Origin of the sequence: Streptomyces venetus, assembly GCF_039540295.1 — a bacterium.
Lineage (GTDB): Bacteria > Actinomycetota > Actinomycetes > Streptomycetales > Streptomycetaceae > Streptomyces > Streptomyces venetus.
This window is the reverse complement of sequence record NZ_BAABET010000013.1, coordinates 1-22,602: the sequence shown is the minus strand read 5'-3', so window position 1 is coordinate 22,602 and position 22,602 is coordinate 1. Positions and strand designations below refer to the sequence as shown.

Genomic DNA, 22,602 nt, shown 5'->3' with positions numbered 1-22,602 from the left:
CGTTTTGCCTTGCCGTCTGCTCTACAAGGAAGGAACGGCACAACGGGAGCATGAGAGTGATGACCAGTGAGAAGAAGTTGCGGCTGGCGACTGTCCTGAACTCAGTTCAGGATGGTGAGTGTGATGCCGGGCCGGGGCACCCACTTTGTCCTGACTGGAACGGACCTCGAAAATACGGCTGGATACCGTCGATCAATTTCGGGCTGTGGCGTACTGCCCGTGGGAAGGCCTTGGACGTCAGACGTCGGTCCGTGGTCAGGGGGACGGAGCAGTGAGCAAGGTACGGCATGAGATAGAAGCCGAGTACCGGCAACTGCAGCAAAGGCTTCTCGCCCGTCATGGTGAGACGGCCCGGTATGAGGCAGGGGATGAGAACTTCGGTGCCGAGTACGCCCGGCTGCTCCAGGCGGCCGACGAGCTCCTGGCATTCGAAAAGACCATCCCCGCCAAGCTTGCTGAGCCCGAGCGGCAGCTGAGCGAGCGCATCGTGCGGATCTCGTGGCTGGGGCAGACCGCTGTCGCGCTCGCGCTGATCGTGCTCACCTTCGCCCTGGGGCACTCGGCTTGGTGGCTGGTGGTGCTGGTACCCCACTGCATCGCCACACTGTCCCTCTCCTTCCAGAAGGTCACGGACAAGAACCACCGCTTCTACCGGCACTTGACCATCGGCCTGCACCTGGAGTGCTTGCTGGTCGCGCTCATTACCTTGAGCGTGATCTCACTGTGGTTCGTGATCCTCGCCATCATCGGGTGGCTCGTCCTCGCCGTCACCGTCAGCGAAGGATCGGGCGACGCGGTCAAGAAGGGACAGTCCAGGTGAGCCTGAGCGACGACTACAGCTACAAGATACGGAGCTTGGACAGCCGCATCGAGGACCTGGAAAACGACCTGGAGTCACTGAAGACAAGCTTCGGCTACATCGACGACCTCGAACACGAACTCCGCAGCATCCGCAGCGCGGTGAGCGACGCCGACGACAAGGCCGACGAAGTCCGCAGCAACCTCGAGGACCTGGACACCGAAGCCCGCGGACACATCGCCGACACCGGCCGGGCCCTGAAGAAGCTGACCGCGCGCATCCAGCTGATGGAGGCGAACCTGGCGGCCGCGGACAAGATGCCCCGCGCCGACTTCGACTCGTTTCCCGCTTCGTGGCGCGCCCTTGGCGTACTCGCCGGCAAAGCCCGCGCAGCCCGCACCATGCTTCTCACACACGTTGAGCGGGACAGCAATTCCTCCTCCATCCGCTCCCACCAAGAGGCCGTCGAGCAGCGCAACGAGCAGTACGCGGCAGTCCTGACTGCTGCCGAAACCCTGGCCAGCACAGCGTTCGGCACACCCCAGCACGAGCAGGCCAGCCAGGCCTTCACCACGGCCCGACACCAGGCTGACCAGTACGCTCGAACGGCAAGCCACCGTGCCCCCTACGCCCGGCGTGCGCGGGCCGCGCTGGCCCGGGACCGTGAGACGCGGGTGCGCGACGCCGAGCTCCTCACCGAAGGCATCGAGGCTCAGAAGCAGCTGTACCAGAAACTGCGCAATCGCATCGCGGAGGCGATCCGGGCCAGGTCACTGCTGCCCATGTGGTTCGTGACGGTGCTCGGCCCGGTTGCGCCGACCCGCAAGACAGAGGACTGGCTGGAGGCAGCGACATCCCTGCTTGCCTACCGCATCACCTACAACATCACCGACCAGGTCCTCGCCCTGGGCGGAGAACCAGACGACGACGATCCCGGGCGAGATCAATGGCGTCAGGAACTGACCGAGGCACTGCGCCACTGGTAACGCCCGGCGAGCATGCCGTCGCGGCACAGTGCCGCGACTGACCGAGGTGGTTGTGGGCACGCTGAGGCAGATTCATTCCATGATTCGCTCGACGAACAAGCCGGCGGCGGTTGCCCCGACGGTGACGGCCACGGGCCAGGAATTCACGGTGAGGATGGCGAACAAGCTGGCGCCGATGCCGGTCAGCGCGACGAACAGGAAGATTGTGGCGGAGCGTTGGTTGAGCAGCCCCTTGCTCTTGCCGACTTGGTATGTCTGGACCTGAGAGCACCACGATCCTGCTGCCGCTGAATACGGCAAGGCCCTTCCCCGGGCAGTCCTTGGCGGTGCAGGCGATGCTGGCGTTCCACCGCACGACCGCGCCACTGCGCGGTGCGGGCCTTCTGACCGCAGGCCTCCGCACTGGCCGTGCCTTGCTGAGCTGGTGCCAGAACGCTACGAAGCACGGTGGGCGGGCAGTCGGTGATGGGGAAGACGTGGCGCGAGCCGCCCGCGGAGCATGGTGCGTGGTCAGAACTCCTTGGGGCGCCAGCCTGTCGCGTACTTCTCGTACAGAGCCAGAGCGGCCGCCAGATCCTCGTTCAGCTCGACCGTCCCCTCCTGCAGGCACTGCTGCAACAACGCGACGGCCTCGGCCAGATGCGCTTCCCCGCCGTAGACGCTCACCAGGGAGTCCCACCTGAGCTGCTTCTCGGTCCGCACGGCCACGCTACCCATCGTCTGGCTGTGTACCGGCGCCACTCCGCTTTCCAGCAGGCGCGCGACGACGCGGGCATCGAAGGCCGGCTCAAGGACAGGCGGACCGTCTGCTGCTGCCACAAGGACCGTTCGCAGCAGCATCCGCTCGTCGGCAAGGTCCTCGGGCCCAGCCGTGCGGAGCTGGGAGGCAAGTTCCTGCCTGAGCAACCGGGCGGATTCATCTGGAATCAAGCCCTGCTTGCCTGGACGGCCCGCGGCGATGTCGAGCAGAAGGACCTTTCCGTACAGGCTCGGGATGCCGTGAAAGAGGTTGCGGACGGTGGGATCAACCGCGTCGCCGCGGAGGTTGCGCAGCAGAACACTCACCGGGCTCAGCACCGCCCATTCACCGCCGGGGGAATACATGCCCGTGGAGCCCAGCCGGACCCGCGGCAGCTGCCGCATCAACGCCGCAGCCGTAGACAGCACGCTCTCCTCAGGCAGGTCGCGACAATGGGGGACCAGACGCTTGAGCGTGTCGTCCAGCAGGGCATCCGGCACCTGCCCCAGTACCTCGTCGAGCGCGCTCTCGTCGCCGATGCAGGCCACGGCCTGGTCGATGCCCGCAGCGGGTGCCCGTCCGGCCGGAAGCCTGCGATGGAGATAGAAGTCCAGCACCGTGCTGCAGGCGACCCGCCGGTCCCGCTCCCAGGCCGGGATCCAGTCAGAGCCGTGATTCGGGCCGCCGAAAAGCCGCTCGGCGGCCGGGAACAGCAGGTGGACGACCGTCCGGGCGTGGCCGTTCAAGAGGCCGGTGAACTCTTCCACGAACGCTTCCTCACGTGCTGCCCGGTCCGTGCTGGGCCGGTACATCGTCTTGGCTGGCGCCAGCAGGTCTGCGGCAGTCGGCAGCATCGCGTGCGCTGCGGGATAGCGCACGCGAAGGGCCTCAAGTGCCAGAACGTCGACCAGATTCACCTCCAGACCCAGGCTTCGCACGGCCAGTGGCACCGATGCCAGATACCGCTTCACATCCCGGATGGTGGAGAACATCGGGAGAATCAGTTGCACGAGCACGTCCGGCCACCGCGACGCATGGAACAGCCCGGACTCGATCCCGTCGAGCGCCTGTGCCAGTCCTTCCGCGATGACCGGGGAGAGTGCCTGCGTGGGCAGCGGCGGCACCTCCACCGACATCTTCACGATCTTCTCCAGGTACGCGGATCCTCTGACCGCCTCATCCGTCAACGCCGCCTCCACCACCTCGCGGTCGAAGCACAGGACGTAGACGATGTTCGGGAACGAGCCGGTCAGACGCACCAGGCGGAAGAGATCTCGGATCTCCTGCTGTGACAGCCGGTCAATGTCATCGATGAACACCACGATCCGTCCTGGCAGTTTGATCAGGAGCTCAGTGAGCTGCGCTCGTTGTTCATGGATGGTCCCCTGTTCCTCGCCAAGGAGTTTCGACGTCCCCGCGGCGACCGCGCTTGCGCCGTCCAGGACGACGCCGGCTCCGGGGACGAACTTCAGTGGCGACAGGGCGGCTGAGTACCTGCCCAGCCGCTCAGCGACGGTGCGGCCCGCGTCCTTGAGTTTGTCCTTCAGCCGGCGCCCGTCCCGCAACTGCCCGGCCAATTCGTCGAAGAAGAACCGCATGAGCTGGTCCGTGCCGGAGAAGAACCACGGGTTGAACTGGACGACGTGCACGTCATCGACCGCGTCCAGAGCGCTGCAGGTGAGATTCGCCAGCGACGTCTTGCCCGAACGCCACTTCCCCGTCAGTGCGACAACTGCGCCGTGCTTCGCGGACGTTCGACGGATTTCCACGGCGAACACATCAGCGAGGTCCGCACGCTGCAGCAAGTCCTGGCTGGCGTCATCGATCGGGTCATCTCCGCTGAGAAGACTGCCGACGTGGATCGATGCGTTGTCCGTCATGCCCCACCCGTTTTCGGTCCTAGAGCCAGCGAGCGTAACGCCGCCCTCTGACAGTGAGGCGGCGGCTGGGTACGCCGACGCCTTGGCCACGGCGGATGCGGCCAAGAAGGTCACGGTGTAGGCAGCGAGGCCCCGGTGGGGATGAGGGCGGTGCCGCCGGTGAGGGTGTACCACTTGTCGGCGCCGATGTACTGGACGGCATGCACGCGCTGGCCCTGTCCTCGGTGAGGGTGGTGCGGACGGTGAGGTCACCGGTGATTGCGCCGGCTGGCCTCCTACGAACGCAACCTGGCACAAAGCATGCCGCCATCATGGCTGGATCTGGTGCAAGCCTTCGCGGCGGCCTGCGCCATGCAACCGCCTCACTACGCGAATGGCTGTGGACCTGGGCTGACGGTGGCACCGTCTGGGAGGACTTTCTATGACCGCCCTTCTTTGCACGGTCGCGCTCTGACGTCCATCTCATTGAATCGCGAGGTGCGCTGGTGCGTATCCTTCTACTCCCTCGCGTGGTGCGTCTCACAGGGTTCGGGGCTCGGCCTTCAACCCGCAAGCTGAGCAGGTATCTTGGGGGCGGGCTCTCTCTCAAGCTTCATCAGTTGAGAGGGGACATCTCATGCACAACAGCAAGCCCAGCAAGCGGCAGCGACTCCTTGAGTTCGCGGTCCACGTCGCAGTCCAGGCGACGGGCACCGTTATTGGTGGCCTGATTCTCGCCTGGCTCGGCCAGCAGTAACGGGAGAGGGCCAAGTCCCCGCACCGGCCATCCCCTGGCCCACGCGGGGGCGGGACCAGTCCGCCAGAGGCGTAAGTCATCAATCAGCCCCCAGTTGGCGGCTTGCTGCCATTTCACCAAGCTGCGGACAGAAACGCACAGTCACGCTAGAGTGACTGACGGCTGACTTCGCCAGCCTGTGCGACTCCGGAACTCAACCCACGCTGTCTGGGAGTTGGCCAAGGATCTCCGATTCGCGAGTGGTTGGGTCATGCCGTTATCACGGCGCTGCGCGTGGGGCACGCCGAGAAGGAGATCGGTCCGTGACCAGGGGCAACGCCCGCAAGAAGACCGTGCGCCAGCGGATGAAGGAGACTGGGGAGCCGTACGCCCTGGCTGCCCGAAGCGTGCCGCCCCCGCCACCTCCTGGGCCTGGCAGTGGTATCGCATCTGCGTCAGAGCCTGACCCCGATCGCTGCCAGCAGTGTGGAGCCCGGAACAGGGCCAAGCATCCGCTGTGCCTGGCGTGTCGTCGCGACCTTGTCGCGGACGAGTTCGTTGAGAACCTGAGCCGGCCCGGTACACCGTGGGAGGCTATGAGTGGCGGCGTTGCCGACCTGTGTCGGTGGAAGTGTCGCGCATGCTCCTCAACGTGGTCGGCTAAGCTCAGTAGCCGTACGGGTACCAACCAGACCGGCTGCCCTGAGTGTCACCGGACTTCCAATAGGGCCCCGTCTCCCGCCAAGTCCCTCAAGGCGCTACGGCCCGACATCGCACGCCAGTTCCGCCGCAACATCGAGATGCCGGGCCGCGGTCCTGATCGTCTCGGTCCGGCTAGCCACTATCTCTGCGAATGGGAGTGCGACAGCGCGCATCTGTGGTCCGCGCGGGTTGTTGACCGGACCGCAGGAAATGGTTGCCCCGATTGCAGGACTCACGGCCGCTCCCGGTTGGAGTTCGAGGTCGCAGCGCTGCTGTCTGCCGCTACCGGGCTCGTCGTAGAGCTTCATCAGACAGTCACGCTTGCCACCGGACGACGCCGCGAGGTAGACCTTCGGCTGCCCGAAGTGCCGCTCATCATCGAGTTGGACCCGATGGGGAGCCATGCGTCCTCGGAGGGCGTCGATCGGGATACCCGTAAGACGCAGCAACTGATTGCCAATGGGCATGCCGTCCTTCGAGCACGTCATCGCGGCCTTCCAGTGCTAGGCGTAGACGGCTACGTGCACGTCGAAGTAGCGCCAGGGCTCAACGCCTGGTCATGGGCTCGAGTGATCGGGCGATCGCTCGATGCCCAAGGCATCGCTTGGAAAGACCTTGACCAGGATGGGATCACAAGCGCACTTACCGCAGCAACCAGGAGGTGGTCCGAGGTCTGCGCTGCGCCTCCTAGCCCATCGGCTCGAGACGCTGCCCCACATCTTGCGGACGAGTTCCGGTGCAATCTTGATCACCCAGGCCGAGGTGTGGACTGGATGCCGCCCGGCTGCACAGACCGTTGCGTCTGGCAGTGCCAGATGTGTTTGCGTACCTGGGAAGCAAGGCTCGACAAGCGGACGCTGCGCGGACAAGGGTGTCCGGACTGTGGGCGGCAGAAACTCGCTCAAGCGATCATCCGTCCGAAGTCCGGCGAGTCGCTCGAGGATCGCGAACCGGACATTGCTGCGGAACTCGTCAAGGTGATCAGCGACCCGCTGATGACCGCGCAAGATCTCCGGCGAGGCAGCGGGCTGAAGTGCTTGTGGCAGTGCTCGGTCTGTGGCCACGAGTGGGAGGCGACTCCAAACGCGCGCACAATCCCAGGTCGGAAGAGTGGCTGTCCTCCATGCAGCGTGAAACGCCGCGGCGCAGCACGCCGGCGCCCCGCTGCAGGGCAATCGCTGGCTGACCTCAACCCCGACCTCGCGAAAGAGCTGGTCAAGGTAATCGATGACGCGATGCTTACAGCTTGGGATATTGGGCCAGGTTCCGGGAAACGGTGTCTTTGGCGCTGCGCAGCCTGCGGCCACAAGTGGACCACTACTCCCGACCAGCGCACGAAAAGAGGTACAGGCTGCAAAGCTTGTTGGGAGCGCCGCCGAAGGGGTCGCGCCAAGTAGGCCGTGGAGGCACGGAGCAGATCGTGCTGCGGGAATGAGGAAGCGAAGCAGGCCGGGGAGTCAAGAACCACCGGCCTGTCCGCCGCTGGCGCCATGCCGGCATATCGGCGGCCTGCATCCGGCGGTTGCCAACCGGTGCGTGAAGGAGCAGGCCGCATTGGATCAGCGGTTCGTGCTCGGCGCCGCCTCCAGCGTCGGGTCCGCGTCCGTGAGCCTCACGATCCTGTGATGCCAGTACCACCGCATGTTTCCTGCTTGCCTGCCGTCAGCATCCTCCTCAGCACCTCGGTGGGCATTTCCGCCCACCGGGCCACCTCCTCCAGCGGCACCCCACTGTTCACCGCCGCCACCGCGGTCCGCTTCTGCTGGGTGAACGCCTCGATGCGTTCCTTCCTTTCGCGGAGCTCCTTCGGAATCTCCGCGTGCGCCGAGTCGAACGGCTCCTCAATACCGACCACTGCCGGGAACGGCTGGTCTGCCGTCCCGATGCCGTAGACGGGAACATCGGGGACGAGCGGCAGCACGATCACGCGGGATCCCCCCTTCGGGTTGAGCATGGCGGGCAGGTGCGGCGTCCTGCGAGTGATCGCATAGGGTGACCATCTCCATTTGGACAGCCCGTCAGGAGCGCACATTCATGCCGGGCTGCCTCGTGCGGCCGTCGAGCCATGGGCTCCTCTCACGAGGGGCGAATGACGAGTGGCTGGGCCTGGCCATCAGAACCGCGCGTAGCGGTTTTCAATGAAGTTGCGACATATGTGGATCGCATCTTCGTCGGGGCCGATGTCGAGGACAGTCCCGCAACCACCTTCACAGTCGATCAAGTTCTTGAATACGGTGCCGCACGAGAAGCACAGCGGCGTTGCATCGGGCTGGCCCGCCGCGGTCACCGCTTCGATCACCAGAGCGCCTATTTCGCAGTCCGGACACTCGACCACCGGAGAGTCTCCACCGTCCGTGATGGCGGAGTAGTTGTCCAGCCCCAAGATGATCCATGCATAGTTGGCGGCTGCGGACTCTGGATCCTGCGGCCATACCTGGTGGCAGAACAGGCAGGTCGGGCCCTCGTCCCTGCCGTTAGCGACCAAGGCCCACTGCTCGCAGTCGGGGCACTTCACCGTCACGTCGGTGACCTTGGCCAGCTCGCTCCGGAGGTTATTCATGCGCTGCTTGACCAGCGTCTCGATGCCCTTGAGTTTCAACCGGAACGAGTCCATGTCTTGCTCGACGCCCTTAGCTTCGGCGGGTTCGAGTTCCGGGATGAGGTGTCTGTGGATGAAAGCGATCAGGAAGTCGAGCACCCTCGCCGCACGCGACTCGATGGCGTACGCGTTGTGCTTCAGCCCGTAGTGCTGAAGGGCGTTGCGGTGGTCCGATAGGTCTTTGATCCGTTTCCGGTCGTCCTCTTCGATTGCGAGGCGGGCGATGTTGCGGAGCCGGTCGAACGCGTCCAGGGTGCCGCAGCTCTTGAAGTCGCCCTTCTGCCACGCGTCGTGAGTCGCCTCGGTGGGGTCGGCGAAGATAAGGCTAAAGTGCTCGCGCGCCAGACGGGCCTTGAGCAGTACCTCGGTGGCCGCCTGAAGGTGAAGCACCGTGTACTTGAGGTCACGGGCGCTCGGAGGTGTCGCACCTTCCGTCAGGTGTTGAAAGACGCTCACCAGGTAGTCCATGCCGTTGGACACGGGAGTGTAGGACACATCCGGCCGAGGGGACGGACGCTCCGCCTTCTTCGCACTCACGACGGGCATGGCCGCCGGTGCCGGGATTTGCTCCGCGCTGCCTTCGGGCTCGTCGGGCAGCTGCGGTCCAGGCCGATCGGTCATTGGGTTCCTCCAGCAGGTAACGCGATTCCAGGGAGAACATCCGGCATGATCGCTACACCCGTGCTCCCCGAGGCTGTAAGGAAGGCAACGACTTGTAGACACGGAACAACAGTCACGACCGTTCGCCCGCCCTTATCGTCGCTCTTGGCCACCGCCGCTGCACGTCATTTGCACGCTTGGCCAACACCCGGCCGCCAGAAGGCTCACCACGGGGACCTCTGGACTGATACACCAAGGGGACCAAGGTCACGAAATGTTGATCCTCTCTGCCGACGCCTCTCGTCCTGCTCCAGGCGGTCGAGATGCGCCGGCTGCTGGCGGAGGCGGGGCTCGAGATCAGCGCGGGGAAAGTGTCGGCGCTGTGGTCGGCGACTGATGGTCTGCGGGGGAGTGCCAGTGGGCATCGTCGTCTGAGTGTCAGGCGTCTCAATCCAACGCATCGAACAGCGACTGCTGAGCGGGGGCTGGAAGCAGCAGGCTGCCGTACCGACCGTCGTCCAGCGCGTGACGGCACGTGTCCCGCAGGGCGAGTCTGACAGCTCCGGCCCCCAGTACCCGTCGCTCCAAGACCACAGGACTCCGAAGGCAACGGGCATTGCCGGGCGGCGGCGTCCCTACGACGCTTCTGCCTGCAGCGGCCAGCTCAGGGTGGCAAGCCCCGTTGGACTCCCGATGTGCACGTACTGCGTGCGGCCGTGGGTGTGGACGATGTTGGTGACCGGCGCCGCGGTTGCCTGGGGAGTGGGTCGCATCGGCCGCCTCACTGGGGCTGCTCTTCCTTGGTGTGGCCCGAGGTATCCACGCCGCCTCCACCATATGGCAGCCCACCGCTGAGCGAGCAGCCTCGTTCAGCATTTGCGCCTGGGCTCAGTGAAGGGGACCGCACGTCTGCCGGGAAGCGGAGTCGACCGGACAGCTTCACCTGGGACGCGCAGCAGCGTGACCGATCAGCGCTGCGTTCGGGAGGCCGCCGCCGTGTTGCTTCCAGGGGTGGTGCGAGAGGTTGCGAAATGTGTGTGCATGGTGAAGGGATCGTGTGTAGGATGCGCGCAGACCGCGTGCGGGTGGGGTGCTTGAGGCGGTTATTCACCGCCTGTGCCGTTCGTGGTGCGGGCCCAGCACGCCGGGGGTGCGGATGTATCTGGCATGTCTGTGTGCCGAAAATTTCCTGCTCTTCGGCTGCGCTCGGCAGAACGATCGGTTCAGGCCGTACGTCTGCAGGCCGACTTCGGCCCGGCCACCCATGCTGCGGTCGGGGAGAACGAACAACAGGGCGGGACCGCTTCTCGCCGACGCCATCCGCCTGTGCCCTGTGACGCGGATAAACCGACCACGACATCACCCGTCGGCGATCAGCGACGCGCCTTCGGCCAACACGTGGGTGGTCCGGCGTCGATGGTGGAGTGCTCCAGCGGGGGAAGTTAGCCAACGAGCTCTGGCACGCGTCCGGTTGCGAGCTCAAGAGCTGGGGGACCGGTGGGCGGGACTGACGGGTACCGGCCTTGCCCGGGTTGCGCATCTGCAGGGTAAGCCGCCCCTGTGCCCGTCGGGACTGGGCGTCTTTGGAGTCCCGGCAATCTGTGGAACTGCCCAGTAGTTTCGGCGCCCCGGCGTACGGTGTCACCGCCAGCCGCCAGGGCCGCCCCGCCGCACGATGAGATAGGCACAGGGACCGCCGATGACCGACACCGACTCCGAAACCCCGGGCGTCGAAAGCACTACCTCAGGCCGCGGTTCAGCGCCCCTGACGAGTCAGCAGCCGCCTGGAGGCCTGCCCCCCAGTGGCGGTGTCGAGCAGGAGGTCGGGAAGGTTGCAGGCACTGAGGACTCCACACCGTTGAAGTTTCACGTCGCCCTTTCCCCAGATGCGTATCTGCAGCTCGACGACGTGGTCAGCACCCGTCGGCAGATCCCCGGCTACGGCGAGGTCGTCACCTCAGGGGTGGTGACGGAGGTGGTCGCCCGCCACGAGGGCGCCGCGTTCGGCTCGGATGTGTTCCTCATTGCGGACGGGATCTTGCCGGCGACCGTGCAGGAGATCGCTGAGGTCACCACCACCCGCGTCGAGCCCGAGTGCTACGTCCCGCCACGCCCCGGCGCAGTCGCGATCCGGGCGGCGGGTGCTGACCGGGACGCCGCCTTGTACTTCGACAAGATGGACGCGCGGATCCCCGCCGGCATCGGCCGTGACGGCGAACCGATCTATCTCAACCTCGAGTTCCTCGACGGTACCCGCGGCGCCCACGTGTCGATCTCAGGCATCTCCGGGGTGGCGACCAAGACCAGCTTCGCGCTGTTCCTGTTGCACTCGCTGTTCACCTCGGGTGCCCTGGGAGGCCGCGCGGTCAACGCCAAGGCCCTGATCTTCTCGGTCAAGGGCGAGGACCTGCTGTTCGTCGACCAGCCCAACACCCGCCTCGACGAGACGCTACGCGCCGCGTACGCGCGGCTCGGCCTGCCCGCTCGACCCTTTGCCTCCGCCGGCTTCTACGCGCCGCCGCTGCCTGGTGATACCACCGGCCGCCCCCACGTCACCGGCCGGACCAGTGGCGTCACCGCGTTCTGGTGGACGCTCGCGGAGTTCTGCCAACGCGAACTGCTCCCGTACGTGTTCGCCGACGTCGAAGACGAGAAGAACCAGTACACGATCGTCGTGCACCAGGTCACCAGCCGGCTGCGCCACGAGGCCCAGGCCGCAGGGAACGACGGCGCGGTCGCCATCGACGGAACCACTATCCGCACCTGGGCAGAGATGATCGAGTTCATCTCCCAGAAGGTCACCGACGAGGGCACACGCGCCCACTGGGCGGGGCCGGCGGTGGGAATGGGTACCGTCAACGCATTCGTGCGGCGGCTGCGGTCGTCCCAAAGGCCGCTGGGCCCCCTGCTTCGTGGCGACCTGAGCACGGTCACCGACCGTCCGGTCACGCACTCCATCGACACCTCGGGGCAGCAGGTCACCGTCGTGGATCTGCACAACCTGCCGGAGCGGGCCCAACGCTTCGTTGTGGGTGTCGTGCTAGCCGCGGAGACCGACCGCAAGGAGCAAGCCGGTCCGGGCGGGCTGCTGTTCACGATGATCGACGAGCTGAACAAGTACGCGCCCCGCGAGGGCTCCTCACCGATCAAGGACGTCCTGCTCGACATCGCCGAACGCGGCCGCTCGCTCGGCATCATCCTCATTGGCGCTCAGCAGACCGCCTCCGAGGTGGAACGGCGCATCGTGTCGAACTCCTCGATCAAGATCGTCGGCCGGCTCGATCCCGCCGAGGCCGGCCGCCCTGAGTATGGCTTCCTGCCCACCTCGCAGCGGCAGCGCGCCACCCTCGCCAAGCCCGGCACCATGTTCGTCTCCCAGCCCGAGATCCCGGTGCCGCTGGCCGTCGAATTCCCCTTCCCCGCTTGGGCCACCCGTCTCTCCGAGGTCGCCGACCCCACCTTCACTACCGGCACCTCGCCTGCTGACTCGAACGCCGGTGGTGCGGCGCGACCGGACCCGTTCAGCAAGCTGCCCCAGACCCAGAGCGACTCGTGGTTCGACGACCCCGACGATGGGGCCATCGACGAGCCGCCCTTCTGACGTCCGCCGACGCGCTTTCAGATCACGCCTGACGCAATCCGCTGCTCTGCTTCAGCCATCCGAAAAGGACCGACCCGGTGAAGTTTCTGCATACCTCCGACTGGCATGTCGGCAAGACCCTCAAGGGCCGTAACCGGCTCGAGGAGCAGGCAGGCGTACTGCGTGAGATCACCCAGATAGCCGTCGGCAACGACGTCGATGCCGTCCTCATCGCTGGCGACCTCTACGAGAACGCCGCGCCCACCGCGGACGCCCAAAGGCTTGTCGTGCGCACCCTGCTGCAACTGGCCAAGCAGGACATCGAGGTCGTCCTGATCGCCGGCAACCACGACCACGGTGCCACACTCGAGGCCTACAAGCCGCTGATGGACATCGCCGGCATCCACGTCTATGGCCAGGCCCGCCCGGCCGCAAAGGGCGGCGTGCACAGCTTCCGCGCCAAGTCCACCGACGAGCGCGTCAACGTCGCCGTTCTGCCGTTTCTCTCCCAGCGCTACGCCGTCCGCGCCGCGGAGATCATCGCCAACACCCCGTCCCAGAACGTCGGCGCCTACGACCAGCTCATCCGAGATGTCCTGGACAACCTGACAGGGGCTTTCACCTCCGACGCCGTCAACATCGTCATGGCCCACCTGACGTGCACCGGCGGCGTCTTCGGCGGCGGCGAGCGGGCAGCCCAATCGATCATGGAATACCACGTGCCCGCCGCTATCTTCCCCGTCGAAGCGCACTACGTGGCCCTGGGCCACTTGCACCGCCGGCAGACGATCCCGGCCGCCTGCCCGGTGCACTACAGCGGATCCCCCTATGCGATCGACTTCGGCGAGCAGAACAACACCCACGTGGTCTGCCTCGTCGAAGCCTCTCCCGGCACCCCCGCGAAGATCACCGACATCCCGGTCACTGCCGGCCGCAGGCTGCGCACCATCGAGGGGACCGTCGCCCAGCTCACCGCCGACCCCGCCGTCTACGGCGAGGACTACCTCCGGCTCGTGATCACCCAGCCCGCCTACGCCGGCATGCGCGACGACCTACTGGAAGCCCTCCCTAACGCCCTCGAGATCCGCATCCTCCCCGACCACGCGAGCACCGGCGCCACGGCGGGCATCGCCACCCACCAGCCGACCAAGACGCCTGCGCAACTGTTCTCCGACTACTGCCACAGCGTCGGCGTCAGCGACGACCGGGTCACGGCCCTGTTCAACCACCTGCACGACGACCTGACCCGCTCGACCGCCCGCTCCTGACCCAGCGGCCCTGACACCCGCTAAAGGAATCCCTCAACATGCGTCCCGTTCGCCTGGAGCTCAACGGCTTCGCCGGTTTCCGCGCTCCCACCGTGGTCGACTTCACCGACGCCGACTACTTCGCCCTCGTCGGCCCCACCGGGTCAGGCAAGTCCACCGTTCTCGACGCCCTGACCTTCGCCCTGTACGGCTCGGCCTACCGGTGGGGCCGCAGCAACGCCATCGCCTACGCGCTCGCCCCCACGAGCAACCGCTGCACGGTCTCGCTCACCTTCGACGTCGCATCCCAGCGCTACCAAGTCGCCCGTGAGGTCCGCCGAGTTGGCCAACAGATCCAGCAAAAGACCGTCAGCCTGGTGAAGTTCGCCGACCCCACGGCGGTCGTCACCGACGCAGACGGGCCACAGCCGGAAGTACTGGCCGGAGAAATCAAGGAACTCAACGCCGCCATCGAGCAGTTGCTCGGACTGTCCTTCGACGACTTCTGCCAGTGCGTCGTCCTGCCCCAGGGCGACTTCGCCCGGTTCCTGTCCGCCAACGCCCGCGACCGGCAGCAGATCCTGCTCAAGCTGCTCGGAGCCGCCCACTACGAAGGCATCGGCAAACGCGCCGGCGCCCAGGCGGCTGAAGCAGCCAAGGAGATCGCGGTCCTCACCGACCAGCTGAGCCGGCACGCCGACGCTACCCCGCAAGCCGAGGCCGACGCCCAGGCACGCCTCTCGGCACTGGGACAGCTGGCCGCCACCGTCGACCAGCTCGTGCCCCGCGTCGCCGAGGCACACTCCCGCGCCAGCGATGCCCACGCACGTGTCGCCACTCTGCGCACCGAACTCGCCCGGCTCACCCCCCTGCGCACCCCGGACGGCATCGGAGAGCTGCAGCGCCGTGCCGTGGAGGCCCAGACAGCCGCCCACAAGGCCCGCGACGCCGCCGACGCGGCTGCCCAGACCCTGGCCGACGCCACCAAAGCTGCCCAATCCGGCCCGCAGCGCGCTGTCCTCAACATTGCCCGCGACCGCTACACCGAGAAGGCCGGCTTGGTCGGGCGCCGCGACGCAGTCATCGCGGCTGCGCAGCGTGCCCGCCAAGAGCTGGCGCAGAGCGAGGAGCGGCTACGGGCGCTGGCAGACGCCGTCACCGAGGCCCGCCGCACCGCCGAGGAGACCCGCGGCCGCCGCGACCGGGTACAACAGGCGTACGCGGCATTGCAGCGTCGCCAACAGATGCTGGCTCCCGTCCGAACCCCCGACGGTGTCAGTGATCTGACCAGCCGGGAAGTGGCTCTGGCACGGCAGGCCGATGCCGCCGCCACCCAGCTGGCCGCGGCCCGCGACCGGCACAACCAGTCCGCTTCCGCGCTCACCGCCGCCGGCGACGGCAGCCGGCTCACCGAGGCGCGCGAGGTACTCGACCAGCTCCTTCACGTCACCAGCTCCCTCACCGACGCCACCAGCGAGCTGGATGACGCCGTGGAGGCAGTCGCCCAGGCCGACAGTGCGGTCACCGGCGCGCAGGTGCGTCTCGACGCGGCCACGGCCGCCCTCGAGGAAGCCCGCACCCTCGCCGGTGCCGCCCAGCTACGCCCTCAGCTCCAGGTGGGCCACGCCTGCCCGGTCTGCGAGCAGAGCGTCACCATCCTCCCGCCGCCGCTGTCCGACCCGGCCCTGGCCGCCGCCCAGGCCGCGCGTGACGCTGCGGTCCGCGAACACCGTGACCTGCTTTCCCAGCGTCAGGCCGCCACCACGACGGTTGCCGCCAAGCAGCGCGCCGCGGACACCCTGACCCAGCGGCGCACCCTGCTCGATGAGCGGCTGGGCACGCTGTTGCCCGATCGTCCTGCCGACACCGAACGCGACTGCGACGCCGACCGCGCCCATCTTGACGAACGCGCTGCAGCCCGTGACCAGTTGGTCGCCGCCGAGCAGCAGGCACGTGCCGCGGTACAGGAGGCCGAAGCCGCGCACACCTCCGCCACTGCGGCCGTCGCCACGCTGCAAAGGGAGATCGATCGCACCCGCAGCGGACTCCACACGCAGCTGGGCGCCCTGGCCGAACTCGACCCGCCTGCCGTCGACACCCATGACGTGACCGCCGCCTGGTCCTACCTGGAAGCGTGGGCCCAGGCCCAGAGGTCCACGGTGGAAGACGACCTTTCAGCCGCCCAGGCCGAGGCCGCCACCTCGCATCAGGCCCACCAGGACGCGACCGCCACGCTGGAAGTAGCCGAGCAAGCACACGCCACCGCCCACAGCGTCCACACCATCGCCGTCCAGCAGAGCGCAGCCGCCGACCACGCGCAGAGCACCCTGAACGACCGCCTGAGTGAACTGCAGACGCTGCTGGACCAGGCGCCGCCCGCAGATGCACTGCCGGGCCTGTTGGAGGAATGCGACCGCCTCGAAGCGGCCGTGGAGACCGCCACAGCCGAGGCAAGTCAGACACGCGAGGCACTCAAGGCGGCGGAGGCCGAACAGCAGCAGTGGCAGGCTCGCACCGCGACCGCCTGGTCCGAGCTGACTGCTGCCCGGGACGCGGTGGCGGCCCTTAACCCGCCGAGCCTGGACACCGACGACCTCGCCGCCGCCTGGGCCAGCCTGGCCGCCTGGGCCATCCGCGCGGCCGACGACCGGCAGGCGGACACCCTGCGCGCGCAAGTCGACGCCCACACCGCACACAGCGAAGCCGAGCAGCTCCTGGGCCAACTGGAGGGTCTGCTGCGCGACCACGACCTGGATCCCCAAGACCTCGGCGACGGCTCCGAGCGCGCCGCCCAGGCCCCCCGGGTGGTAGCGGTCGCAGCCGAGCGGGCCCGGGGCCGGGTAGAGATGATCCAGCGCAGCCTCGCCGACGCCGCCGCCATACAGGACAAGATCGACAGCGCCCGCACCCAGCAACAGGTGGCCGCCGAGCTGGCCAGGCTGATGCGGTCCAACAAGTTCCCGCAGTGGCTGGCCGATTCAGCCCTCGACACCCTGGTCGCGGGTGCCTCGCAGTCGCTGCGCCGGTTGTCGGGTGACCGATTCGACCTCAGCCACCACAAAGGCGAGTTCTACGTCATCGACCACTCCGACGCCGACTCACAACGCTCGGTTCGCACCCTGTCCGGCGGCGAAACCTTCCAGGCCAGCCTGTCACTGGCGTTGGCCCTGTCCGACCAGCTGGCCGGCATGGGCGGCGCGACGAAGCTCGAGTCCATATTCCTCGACGAAGGATTCGGCACCCTTGATCCCGACTCGCTCGAGATGGTCGCCGACACCCTGGAGAATCTCGCCCAAGGGGAGCGGATGGTCGGGGTGATCACCCACGTCACCGGGCTCGCCGAACGGGTGCCGGTCCGCTTCCAAGTACACCGCGACCCCCACACTTCCGTCGTCACCCGGGAAGGCACATGACAAGCACGGCACATGCGGCCCGGATGCGATTTCATGTCGACGGCTGGGACCCCACCTACGGCTCCAGCGTCGAAAACGCCGAGAACACCATCGGGGACTCGACCGCCAAAGTCATCCCCGACCTCGAACTCGCCCCGGCCGACTGGAAGCCCATCTCGCCCTCCCACGTGACCGACCCCGGCGCAGTCCTGTTCGTCGACGGCGTACGCCGCGTCGAAGCCCGCATCTGGATCGAGCAGCCCCCGGCCGCCGAACCGGCCCCGAGTGCCAACCGCGCCGACGACGCCCAGATGGCACTATGCGCCTCCTATGCAGCCGGCACCGTGTGCTGCTGCCCCGACCGTGGCGCGCACCTGCTGACCATCGAATCCCGGCGCGGCCTGTTCACCACCGCCACCAACGCCGTCGACGTGCCCACCACGGCCGGTACCTACCAGGCCAACATCACCTTTGACGACCAGGAAGAAAACCTTGCAGTGCTGCTCTCTGCGGCGCTGCAACGCCGACTCGGCGACCTTGAAATTCTCGTCGCCGCCAACGCCCGCACTGCCCTGGCCGGCCACGGCGTCGCCGCCGGCTCGGACCTGCTGGTGGTGGACGGTCCGCTGCGCGGCCGAACCCATCTGCCGCGAGCGCTGGGGCTCATCAAGTCCCACCGCACCGCCTACCTGCCGCCCGACCTGCACGCGATGGTCAGCGCCCTGGCCGCCGGCGAACGTACCCCGGTGTTCTTGATGGGCACCTCCTGGGACCGGCACGCCTGGTACCTACGCCTACCGTGTACGCCCGGCGCCCCGTGGGCCGGAATAGTACGGCTGGAATGCGCCGCCGACATCCCCGCCCCGGAGGCGATCGCCTTGGCCAACCTCTCGCAACTGGTACTGCCGCGGTACGCCAGCTGCGAGTACAAAGACGCCCGGGCTCCCCAGAACCTGGTGCCGGTCGCCGGGCTGGAGAGGGAACTGCGCCGCCGCCTGGGCAACCCTGCCCTGCTCAGCAGGGCCCTACGCGTGGCAGCGGTGAGCTGAGCCGCAGTTCCTCGCATTTCCGCTCCGCGCCGCACCGACTGGCGCCTCCTGCACGGCGCGGACTGGCACGGCAAGTACCACCTGCTGCGCGCCCACCTCGCATCCGGCGCCGACCCCGCCGCACTCACCTGCGCCACCCTCTTGGCCGGGGTGAAGATCGGCTCCTGGCTGCACCGCCAGCTCACCACCTGGCCCCCTCCACCCCGGCCAGCAGCAACTGATGGCCGCCCTCGGCCTCACCCCCGGCACCAAACCGTTCACCCCCGTCCGTCGCGCCCGCGGTACCTTCGAGGAGACCGTTCAGCTCCTGGAACTCTTCCTGCACCGCGAAGGCTGCACCCCTGCCGCCCGCGAGACGATCCGTGTCGACGGAGACACCGTCAAGATCGGCGCCTGGCTCGCCAAGGCCCGCACCAAGCACGGACGTCTGGTTCGAGGGGGAGTGGACAGCCGAGGACGCCGTTCCGGCCGTCCTGGTGGTAGAGGCTGCATACATGGCTACCTCGTGTCAGAGCCTGTGCTCTGCCGTGGGCGGACGTGAGCACGCAGGCCTCGTCAGTGCCGCCTGGCATGGTTCTGATCATGTTCGACGGACTTCATGACATCGACTGGGCGTCGATGGAGCACGCGTACGGCTCGGCCGAGTAGGTACCGGCGCTGCTGTGGGCGCTGCGCTCCCCGGACGCCGAGGAACGCCGCAAGGCTCTCGACCGCTTCTACGGCGCGGTTCATCATTAGCACTGCGCCGTCGACGGCTGAGTCGACGCCATCCCCGCCCCCGGCCCGCACGGCACCGCAACCTTCGAACTGATCGTCCGACCCGCCGACGTCGAGGCCGTCGCCAAGGACGCCCCCGACGCGGTCATCACCTGCACCAGCGGCAACCCCCGGATCACCCACGAGCTGCTGACCGGCATACAGCCACGCGACCTGCTGCGCGCGACCGGCACCCTGCTCCAGCCGCCGGCACCTGGCGAGAACGCCCGTCTCACCCTCGACGCCCTTGAAGTCCGGTCCTGCGGGACAGGGTGCTCGACAGGTACGGCGACTACTGCGTCATCTTCGACCCCGACCGCGACCAGATCCCCGTCTTCACCACGCTCGTGGGTCGGCCTAGCGGACAACCCCGACACCATCGCCCATCTCATTGACATCCACGAACGCGTGAACGGCGGCGACACCTGATGGTCGCCACCACCGCTCAGGCCCGAACCTCCTGGAGCGGTTCCCCGCCGGAGGCCCCCGCGGCTCCTGGCCGACCGAAGAGTGCGCCGCCGCCCAGCGCGCCCAGGGCACCAACGCTCAGGTCGTGATGGACCTGAGCACCGACCAGTTCCTCGTGGTCACCGACCCCACCACCAAGTAGGACCACCCCGGAGCGCCGCGCCCCGCCCTTCCGGCCGGGCGCGGCGCTCGGCACGTTCCCGCCCCTTCCACCACCGAGCAGGAGGCTCCCTTCAAGCTAGGACCGCTGGCTGAGTTCATGGTGGAAGTTCCGTCGATCTTGTAACTGCCGGTCAGACGATCGCAGACAGTCATGCCACCCACCTCGAGGATGGACGTCCCGGGGTGAGTATCCGGCTTGGACGATCGATATCGGCTGATGGTCCGCCGCCCACGTCCTTAACCTGATCACAGCAGAAACTTACTGAAGGGGTGGGCGTGCGCGCACTGGAAGACATCAGAAACCAGGTGAGATCGGCTAAATCGCGCCGCTACATCGACGAGGCCATCGCTGCCTACAGCGGCGGTGCCTACCGCTCGGCACTCATCGCCATCTGGATCGCCGTCGCAGCGGATCTCATCGAAAAGCTTCGCTTCCTCGCCGACGAGGGGGACGCGAACGCGAAGGCGCACCGCGACAAGCTCGACGCAGCCATCAAAGACAACAAGATCAACGAGTTGCAGAAATTCGAGCGGGAGTTGCTGACCAAAGCCCACCAAGACCTCCAGCTCATCGGCTCGCACGAGCGGGACCAGCTCCTTCGTCTGTACGAAGACCGGCATCTCTGCGCACACCCGGCCTTCATCCCTGACAGTGATGATCTGTTCAACCCCACGGCCGAGTCGGTGCGGGCCCACCTGAGGGCCGCCGTGGACGCAGTGCTGTCGCATCAGGCGGTAACAGGGAGGAAAGCGCTGGAACGATTCGGTCGCGACATCGCATCCGCATCGTTCCCCCGGGACGACAGCCGCCTTGCTGACCACCTGCGCGCCAGTTACATGGACCACGGGACGCCGCAGCTACGGGCAAACCTGATCAAAGTGGTGTGCAAGGAGACCTTCAACCAGGAGAAGGACAGCACTTGGCGGTGGAACCACACCCGCACGGCTCGAGAGCTGCAGAAGATCGCTCCTGGAGAGTTCGAGGAGCATGCGCGCTCCGTTCTGGAGCGCAAGCAGAATGAGTTGGACGACGAAGGCCTAATAGCCCTGGTGGCTGGGCTCTGCTATGTGCCCGGTGTCTGGGAACTCCTCCACGCAGGCACCCGCGCGCGCATCGAGGAACTCCTCAAGAACGTGCCGGCCAACCAGTTGGTCATCGTTCACCAGCTGTACAACGGAGCCCTCCCCGCCGCTCCCGTGGACCGTATGCTGCTCGATCGGCTCAGCGAAGCTATTCCTCTCGTTTCCCGTCAGATGCACTTCGCGCAGCTCACCCCATTTCTGGGCGATGTCCCTGACCGACGACTCATCCCGCCTCTCATCGAACTGGTTGCCGACGCCAGCTCCTACGAGGGCGGCGAGGCCGTCCTGAAGTGGGTAAACGCCCTCTCTCCCAGCTTGACGGAAGACGACTTGCAGCAGCTTCTCACTGTCGCAGCCAGTAACAACCAGATCTCGGGTTCCGTCCTGGGGACCCGCCAACTGGAGGTCCTCCGGCACATCGGGCCCCAGGGCGAACAAGCAACGGCTGCCTGGGCCAAGTGGGACATGCGCTGGACACAGGATGCTGAGCCGACAGCCAGCAACCTGTAGTGATCGCGCAGACCTGGCCCTCCGCGACACGATGCGGCCCCCGCCAGGCGCATCAGCATGCGCATCACGTCGCTGCCCTGGTCGGAGGAATCTTCGGCTGCCACATCGAGTACAGCGAGGACAGCTACTGGGACACCTGCCCTCTGTCTTTGATGCACCGCAGATCGGGCCTGTCTGCGTTCTTCTCCGCCGCATGACTGAGAGACGGCAGGCAGATTGAACCAGGCGGCGGTCAGTGCGTAGACGGCCCCGTGGAGCCGGAGACGGGCCGGTGAAGGGGAGCTGGCTGCCAGTGCACCTCGCCGGTATCGCGCTGATGGTGCCAGGTTGCCAGGGTGCGGCCGGCGACCAGCCGGTCGAGCAGCGCTTCGGTCTGCTGGGGGGAGTGCCCGCACAGACGGGCCACGACGGCCATGTCAGCTACGGGGCCGGCCGCGGTGGTGTGGGCGGCCAGGACCAGCGCGGCCAGGCGGTCTGCGGGTTTTGCCGCTGCCGCAACGATGAGCGGAGCGGGCTTGAGGGCCCAGTGGGCGGCGCGCCGGCGGGCGCTACGGCCCGGGGCCTGGTTCAGTGCGCCGTCCAGCAACCGCACCTGCAACGGTGCTGCCCGGGGATCGGGCAGGTCGAGCCAGCCGTCCTGTGCCAGTTCCTGCCACGCCTCGGCGCGCCGGTGCAGGCGCATGCCACGCAGCAGGCCGGCCGGCAGCCGGGCGCGGCCGTGAGTGTCGGCGCGCAGGGCGCATTGCAGGGCCAGCAGCCGGGCGGCGGGAGAGGTGACGCAGCCGAGTGTGGAGGCGAGGTGGGTGAGCATCTCCCGTACCCGTTGCGGCTCATCTCCGTGGACTCGCTGCGGGACGGGGGCTGATGCGGCCGATCGGCGAGGGCTGAGCAGAGTGTCGGGTACCACGGCGGTGTGGCTGATCGCAGCCGCGCAGGCCGCGCACGCGTCGGCCAGCCGCCAGGTGCGGCCGCTGCGGTCGCGGGTCAGGGCCAGCAGTACCCGCCCGGCACAGCCGCGATGGCGCGGATGCCAGACGCAGCCCCGCAGTTGGCACTGGCAGCTGCGCAGGTGCGCCGGCAGCGCGTCCGCGCGGACATGGCAGGCCAGATGCATCAGGGCGGCCGACCGTGCGGAGGACGCCTGCAGGGGAAAGGCGCGGGCGGTGCACGAGGGGCAGACCAGTTTGGGGCCGTCCGCCTGCGGGCGCTGTGATTGAGAGGTTCGTAGTTGGTGTGGTGGGTGGGGTGTGAGCTGTGGTGTTGGTGATTCTTTGAGAAGGGGGAAGAGTGCTTCTGGGGGCCCTCCGGCGGTGGTGACGAGGCTTCTGATCTGCG

13 protein-coding genes are annotated in these 22,602 nt (G+C 67.2%); 8 read left to right on the top strand and 5 right to left on the bottom strand.

What is annotated here, in order from left to right; translation table 11 throughout:
* Positions 1–271: 271 nt before the first annotated feature.
* Together ABEA82_RS33645 and ABEA82_RS33640 are read left to right on the top strand one after the other, a co-directional pair.
* Positions 272–820 carry a hypothetical protein gene (locus tag ABEA82_RS33645; protein WP_345665529.1) on the top strand — a complete coding sequence of 183 codons (549 nt, stop codon included), beginning with the start codon at positions 272–274 and terminating at the stop codon, positions 818–820.
* Entirely contained in the window at positions 817–1,785 is a 969-nt protein-coding gene (locus ABEA82_RS33640) for a coiled-coil domain-containing protein (protein WP_234020483.1), read from the top strand. Before ABEA82_RS33645 ends, ABEA82_RS33640 begins: the two co-directional genes overlap by 4 nt.
* Positions 1,786–1,857: 72 nt before the next feature.
* Here the strand turns inward: ABEA82_RS33640 and ABEA82_RS33635 are convergent, their stop codons facing one another.
* Together ABEA82_RS33635 and ABEA82_RS33630 are read right to left on the bottom strand one after the other, a co-directional pair.
* On the bottom strand, positions 1,858–2,085 hold the full coding sequence (locus tag ABEA82_RS33635; protein WP_345665528.1) for a hypothetical protein: 228 nt from the start codon (positions 2,083–2,085) through the stop codon (positions 1,858–1,860).
* A gap of 210 nt (positions 2,086–2,295) precedes the next feature.
* Complete coding sequence (locus tag ABEA82_RS33630; protein WP_345665527.1) at positions 2,296–4,404, bottom strand: KAP family P-loop NTPase fold protein; 2,109 nt, start codon at positions 4,402–4,404, stop codon at positions 2,296–2,298.
* Positions 4,405–5,484: 1,080 nt separating this feature from the next.
* Here ABEA82_RS33630 and ABEA82_RS38765 point away from each other — a divergent pair.
* Positions 5,485–7,218 (top strand): zinc-ribbon domain-containing protein, encoded by a 1,734-nt coding sequence (locus tag ABEA82_RS38765; protein ID WP_425588587.1) that lies wholly within the window; start codon positions 5,485–5,487, stop codon positions 7,216–7,218.
* Between the two features lie 215 nt (positions 7,219–7,433).
* On the opposite strand, the gene ABEA82_RS33625 is transcribed toward ABEA82_RS38765, so the two are convergent.
* The gene (locus ABEA82_RS33625; protein ID WP_238996192.1) at positions 7,434–7,748 is read right to left on the bottom strand and encodes a hypothetical protein; all 315 of its coding nucleotides are present in this window, start codon (positions 7,746–7,748) and stop codon (positions 7,434–7,436) included.
* A 186-nt stretch (positions 7,749–7,934) separates the two neighbouring features.
* Positions 7,935–9,041: a hypothetical protein gene (locus tag ABEA82_RS33620; RefSeq protein ID WP_345665526.1), complete on the bottom strand. Its 1,107-nt coding sequence runs from the start codon at positions 9,039–9,041 to the stop codon at positions 7,935–7,937.
* 1,678 nt (positions 9,042–10,719) lie between these two features.
* Between ABEA82_RS33620 and ABEA82_RS33615 the strand changes: the two genes are divergently transcribed.
* The 5 genes from ABEA82_RS33615 (at position 10,720) to ABEA82_RS33595 (ending at position 21,267) form a co-directional block, all read left to right on the top strand.
* Entirely contained in the window at positions 10,720–12,621 is a 1,902-nt protein-coding gene (locus ABEA82_RS33615) for an ATP-binding protein (RefSeq protein WP_199782735.1), read from the top strand.
* Positions 12,622–12,698: 77 nt separating this feature from the next.
* Entirely contained in the window at positions 12,699–13,868 is a 1,170-nt protein-coding gene (locus ABEA82_RS33610) for an exonuclease SbcCD subunit D (protein ID WP_345665525.1), read from the top strand.
* 38 nt (positions 13,869–13,906) lie between these two features.
* Positions 13,907–17,260 (top strand): AAA family ATPase, encoded by a 3,354-nt coding sequence (locus ABEA82_RS33605; RefSeq protein ID WP_345665524.1) that lies wholly within the window; start codon positions 13,907–13,909, stop codon positions 17,258–17,260.
* Entirely contained in the window at positions 17,257–18,288 is a 1,032-nt protein-coding gene (locus ABEA82_RS33600; protein WP_345665523.1) for a hypothetical protein, read from the top strand. Before ABEA82_RS33605 ends, ABEA82_RS33600 begins: the two co-directional genes overlap by 4 nt.
* A gap of 1,662 nt (positions 18,289–19,950) precedes the next feature.
* Entirely contained in the window at positions 19,951–21,267 is a 1,317-nt protein-coding gene (locus ABEA82_RS33595) for a hypothetical protein (protein WP_345665522.1), read from the top strand.
* Positions 21,268–21,499: 232 nt separating this feature from the next.
* Here the strand turns inward: ABEA82_RS33595 and ABEA82_RS33590 are convergent, their stop codons facing one another.
* Complete coding sequence (locus ABEA82_RS33590) at positions 21,500–22,381, bottom strand: hypothetical protein (protein WP_345665521.1); 882 nt, start codon at positions 22,379–22,381, stop codon at positions 21,500–21,502.
* Between the last annotated feature and the right edge of the window lie 221 nt (positions 22,382–22,602).

Excerpts from the sequence above, each read along its gene's own strand:
- ABEA82_RS33620 (WP_345665526.1), bottom strand. The coding sequence starts at position 9,041 with ATGACCGATCGGCCTGGACCGCAGCTGCCCGACGAGCCCGAAGGCAGC.
- ABEA82_RS33600 (WP_345665523.1), top strand. The coding sequence starts at position 17,257 with ATGACAAGCACGGCACATGCGGCCCGGATGCGATTTCATGTCGACGGC.
- ABEA82_RS33605 (WP_345665524.1), top strand. The coding sequence starts at position 13,907 with ATGCGTCCCGTTCGCCTGGAGCTCAACGGCTTCGCCGGTTTCCGCGCT.
- ABEA82_RS33615 (WP_199782735.1), top strand. The coding sequence starts at position 10,720 with ATGACCGACACCGACTCCGAAACCCCGGGCGTCGAAAGCACTACCTCA.
- ABEA82_RS33630 (WP_345665527.1), bottom strand. The coding sequence starts at position 4,404 with ATGACGGACAACGCATCGATCCACGTCGGCAGTCTTCTCAGCGGAGAT.
- ABEA82_RS33590 (WP_345665521.1), bottom strand. The coding sequence starts at position 22,381 with ATGCATCTGGCCTGCCATGTCCGCGCGGACGCGCTGCCGGCGCACCTG.
- ABEA82_RS38765 (WP_425588587.1), top strand. The coding sequence starts at position 5,485 with ATGAAGGAGACTGGGGAGCCGTACGCCCTGGCTGCCCGAAGCGTGCCG.